Genomic DNA, 4,921 nt, shown 5'->3' on the forward strand with positions numbered 1-4,921 from the left:
ATCTGCGCACCCCGCTCGCCGCGGCGAAGGCGGCGATCAGCACGCTGCGCGACCCGGACCTCGACGTGCCCGCCGACGACCGCGCGGAACTGCTCGAGGCCGCCGACCAGTCGCTCGACCGGCTCACCCGGCTGGTCGAGAACCTGCTGGACATGTCCCGCCTCCAGGCCGGGGCGATCAAGCTGCACCTGGAGGCGGTGGCGGCGGCCGACATCCTTCCGCGCGCCCTCGACGAGGTCCCCGACGCCGCCGGAAGGGTCGGCCTCGCCCCGGTGCCACCCTCCGTTCCGCCCGCGCTCGCCGACGGCGCGCTGCTCGAACGGGTCGTGGCCAACCTGGTCGGCAACGCGGTCAAGCACACCGCCTCGCCGGTCACCGTCGCGGTATCAGCACTCGGCCGATGGGTGGAGATCCGGGTGATCGACCGCGGACCCGGCATCCGGCCGGCCGACCGCGACCTGGTGTTCCGGCCCTTCCAGCGGCTCGGCGACCGGGACAACACCGCCGGCGTCGGGCTCGGCCTGGCGCTGGCCCGCGGCCTGGTCGAGGCGATGGGCGGCACCCTCACGCCGGAGGACACCCCCGGCGGCGGTGTCACGATGGTGGTGTCGCTGCCCGCGGCCGAGGCCGTCGGCGCGATCGACCCGGCGGCGCACGACGCCGAGGAGGACCCGGCGCCGCTCGGACAGGCCGCAGCCGCAGGGTTCGACGAGCCTCAAGACAGGGAGTCGCTGACGTGATCCGCGTGCTCGTGGTGGACGACGAGCCCCAGCTGCTGCGCGCGATGCGCATCAACCTCACCGCGCGCCGCTACGAGGTGGTCGTCGCGGCCGACGGCGCCGGCGCGCTCGACGCGGCGGCCAAGCACCTTCCCGACGTGGTCGTGCTCGACCTCGGCCTGCCCGACATGGACGGCACCGACGTGATCGCCGGCCTGCGCGGCTGGACCAAGGTGCCGATCCTGGTGCTGTCCGGCCGCGCTGACTCCGCGGACAAGGTCGACGCGCTGGACGCCGGCGCCGACGACTACGTCACCAAGCCGTTCTCCATGGACGAGCTGATGGCCCGGCTACGGGCCCTGATCCGCCGAAGCGAGAGCGAGACCGCCGCCGAGCCGGCCGTGAGGATCGGCCACTACACCGTGGACCTGGCCGCGAAGACGGTGCAGCGGCGCCCCGGCGCGCCCGAACAGACGCCCGAACAGGTGCATTTAACAAAAACCGAATGGGCGGTGCTTGAGGTACTGGTTCGAAATCCCGGCCGGCTCGTCTCCGGCAAGCAGCTGCTGCAACAGGTATGGGGCCCGGCCTATCAGTCGGAGACCAACTACCTGAGGTTCTATCTGGCGAAACTGCGCCAGAAGCTCGAGCCGGAGCCCTCTCACCCGCGACAACTGCTTACCGAGCCCGGCATGGGCTATCGCTTCGAACCGTGAGAAATACGAACGTGCGATAGCGCACATCCATCGCTGAGTTCGGCGATTGGTCCGATTCGGTCCGAGGGTGGTGTTATCCTGAAAGCACGTTAAAGGCACGATGCGGCTGCGGCTTGCATCCGCACTTGACTGAGGGCAGGTCCGGGGTGGATTCTTGCCCTGCTCATCGTATGGGTGTTCGGTGCCGGATCTTCTGGTCGGGTGGGAGCATCGCAGAGCCCATGCATCAGCGCAGCGCCACGGCGCCCCGGACGAGGGGAGGCGAATGATGGAACCCAGTAGTCCCGGCCATAGTACGGGCCCTGTGAGAACGGGATCCGTCGACGCGCACACGCCCTCATCCGAATCCGGCGTCCGTCGCGCGCTGAGCCGCTGACCTTCGAGAGACCCCGCAGCGTAGCTACCGAACGTGCCTCTTCCGGGTGCGCCGGGTAGCCGTACCCGCATCCTCAGGTCCGCCGCGCTAGGCCTTGACGCACGCTGCCTGACCACACGTGCGTGCTCGCCCGTGCCAAGCTTCCCCCTGGCGCGGACGTGTGCGTGGCGTGAGGAAGGACCGCGCACCATGACCGACCTCATCATTTCCCCCGGCGCAGCGCACACCCGCAGCGCAGTGCTCGACGACGCCCACGTCGGCGACATCCGCGGGGCGCTGGGCACCATCAAGCACGGCGACACCGCGGCCCGCCAGGGCCTGTCCGCCAAGTTCAAGACCCTGCTGGCCATCGTCGGCCCGGGCCTGATCGTCATGTGCGGCGACAACGACGCCGGCGCCTTCTCCACCTACGGCCAGAGCGGCCAGAACTATGGCACCCACCTGTTGTGGGTGCTGCTCCTGCTGGTCCCGGTGCTCTATGTCAACCAGGAGATGGTGGTCCGCCTCGGCGCGGTCACCGGCGTCGGGCACGGCAAGCTGATCATGGAGCGGTTCGGCCGCTTCTGGGGCGCGTTCAGCGTCATCGACCTCTTCCTGCTCAACGCCCTGACGCTGGTGACCGAGTTCATCGGGATCACCCTCGCGGTCGGATACCTCGGCCTGCCCAAGGCGCCCTCGGTGATCGCGGCCGGAGTGGTCGTCATCGCGGCCGCCTCGACCGGCTCGTTCCGCCGCTTCGAGCGGGTAGTGATCACGCTGTGCGCCGGCAGCCTGCTGCTCATCCCGATCGCGCTGATGCTGCACCCGAGCGCCGGGCAGATGGCGCACGGCTTCCTGGTGCCGCAGATGCCGGGCGGCGGCGGGCAGGAGGCCGCGGTGATGCTGCTGATCATCGGCCTGGTCGGCACGACGGTCGCGCCGTGGCAGCTGTTCTTCCAGCAGTCCTACGTCATCGACAAGCGGATCACCCCGCGCTTCATCAAGTACGAGAAGGCCGACCTGTGGATCGGCATCGTCGTGGTGGTGATCGGCGCGGCGGCGATCATCGGCTTCTCTGCGGCCGCGGTCGCGAACACGCAGTTCGCCGGCCACTTCGGTGACGCACAGGGACTGGCGCAGGCCATCTCCGCCAGGGCCGGGCACGTCGCGGGCATCCTGTTCGCGATCGCGCTGCTGGACTCGTCGGTCATCGGCGCCTTCGCGGTCTCCCTCTCCACCGCCTACGCGGCCGGCGACACGCTGGGCATCAACCACTCGCTGCACCGCGGCGTGAAGCAGGCCAAGGGCTTCTACGCGGTGTACGTCGGCCTCATCGCGGTGGCCGCGACGATCGTGCTGATCCCAGGCTCGCCGCTCGGCCTGATCACCAACGGTGTGCAGGCGATGGCCGGTGTGCTGCTGCCCTCCGCCTCCGTGTACCTGCTGGTGCTGTGCAACGACAAGCAGGTGCTCGGTCCCTGGGTCAACGGCCGCAAGACGAACATGTTCACCGGCGCCGTCCTGGCTGTCCTGGTCACGCTGTCGATCATCCTGACGCTGGCCGTGCTGGACCCGAACCTGACGGCCGGTCAGATCCTCGACATCATCGCGGGCTGCGGCGTGCTGAGCGTGACCCTCGCGGGCTACGCGCTGCTGAGCCGGCGCAGGCGCCCGGCGGAGGAGATCGACCGCGCCGGCGCGCTGGACTGGCGGATGCCGCCGCTGTCCGTGATCGGCCGCGCCGCGATGCCGGCGAGCCGCAAGGTCGGCATGTCGGTCCTGCGCCTGTACCTGGCCCTCGCCTCGGTGCTCGTCGTGGTGAAGATCGTGCAGATGGCGCTGCATCAGTAGTAGCCGGCCTGTGATGGATCACAGCACGGGTGACTCTGAAGCACCAGGTGTCACAAGAGTTCCTCCAAAAGTATGGAGAAACCCTGAAAACTCTGGGCTGCCGTCAGATCCGCTCGCTAAGCTCCCGCCGAACGGGGACCGGATGCACGTGCCGACGCGTCGTGCATCCGGTCGAGCGATCCAGCGTCAGGAGTCCAGACCGTGCCCACTCCCACGCCCGCGCGACCGATCGAGGCCGTGGTCTTCGACGTAGGGGAGACCCTGGTCGACGAAACCGTCGAGTACCACGCCTGGGCCGACTGGCTCGGCGTACCGAGGCATACCTTCTCCGCGGTCTTCGGCGCGGTGATCGGGGCGGGACGGGACCACCGCGAGGTGTTCGAGTATTTCCGCCCCGGCTTCGACCTCGACGCCGAGCGCGAGCGGCGGGCCGAGGCCGGGCGGCCCGAGGGCTACGGCGAGCGGGACCTGTACCCGGACGCCCGGCCGGCCATGGCCGCACTGCGCGAGGCCGGGTACCTGGTGATCATCGCGGCGAACCAGACCCGCCGCTCGCACCGGATCCTCGACTCGCTGCGGCTGCCGGTGGACCTGGTGACCACCTCGGACACCTGGGGCGTGGCCAAGCCGGATCCGCGCTTCTTCACCAAGGTCATCGAGGCCTGCCGCACCATGCGCCCAAACGCGGCCGCCGAACGGATCTGCTACGTGGGCGACCGGCTCGACAACGACATGCGCCCGGCCTGGGAAGCCGGACTGCGTACCGCACACATCAGGCGCGGGCCGTGGGGCCATGTTGTGGCCGATCACAGCGACCTGGTCGCCAAGGCCGACTTCCGGCTGACGAGCCTGACCGAGCTGCCGGCCCTGCTCGCCGAGTCCTGACCGCGCTCCAGCCCGCCGACACAAAGACACCGCGACACAAAGACACCGCGACGCGAAGACACTGCGACGCGAAGACCCGCCACGTGCCGAACACGAGATCGCAACCCGATATCCGCAGAGCGTTCGCAGGGAATATGGTGGGAGCGGATCTCTGAGGGCGGGGATCACGGCGGATGGGGGCGTGTTCGGCTGTGGCGACGACGACCGCGAACGTGTCGGCGGGCATGGGCGGGACCGGGTCTTCGCTCGATCCGGCGGCGCAGCCCGATCCCGACCCGCCGGAGGCCGTCAAAGGTCGCAGACGCCTGACGACGCCGGCCCGGCTGTGGGTCGCGCTGATCGCCGCGGTCGTGGCCTTCCTCGGCATCGGCGGCGCCTGCGCCGGCACGCTCGCC

General features: G+C 69.7%; 5 protein-coding genes. All 5 read left to right on the forward strand.

The features are described from left to right. On the forward strand, positions 1 to 740 hold a 740-nt coding region (locus VFB40_RS21975), incomplete at its 5' end, for a sensor histidine kinase (RefSeq protein ID WP_324853631.1). Next, the gene (locus VFB40_RS21980; protein ID WP_324853633.1) at positions 737 to 1,435 is read left to right on the forward strand and encodes a response regulator; all 699 of its coding nucleotides are present in this window, start codon (positions 737 to 739) and stop codon (positions 1,433 to 1,435) included. The genes VFB40_RS21975 and VFB40_RS21980, both read left to right, overlap by 4 nt. A 565-nt stretch (positions 1,436 to 2,000) precedes the next feature. Next, positions 2,001 to 3,641 carry an NRAMP family divalent metal transporter gene (locus VFB40_RS21985; RefSeq protein WP_324853635.1) on the forward strand — a complete coding sequence of 547 codons (1,641 nt, stop codon included), beginning with the start codon at positions 2,001 to 2,003 and terminating at the stop codon, positions 3,639 to 3,641. A gap of 201 nt (positions 3,642 to 3,842) precedes the next feature. Further along, positions 3,843 to 4,526 carry an HAD family hydrolase gene (locus tag VFB40_RS21990; protein WP_324853637.1) on the forward strand — a complete coding sequence of 228 codons (684 nt, stop codon included), beginning with the start codon at positions 3,843 to 3,845 and terminating at the stop codon, positions 4,524 to 4,526. Between the two features lie 191 nt (positions 4,527 to 4,717). Beyond that, the coding region (locus VFB40_RS21995) for a hypothetical protein (protein ID WP_324853639.1) at positions 4,718 to 4,921 on the forward strand (204 nt) is incomplete at its 3' end.

It is taken from the genome of Actinocrinis sp. (genome assembly GCF_035650855.1).
Taxonomy (GTDB): Bacteria; Actinomycetota; Actinomycetes; order Streptomycetales; family Catenulisporaceae; genus Actinocrinis.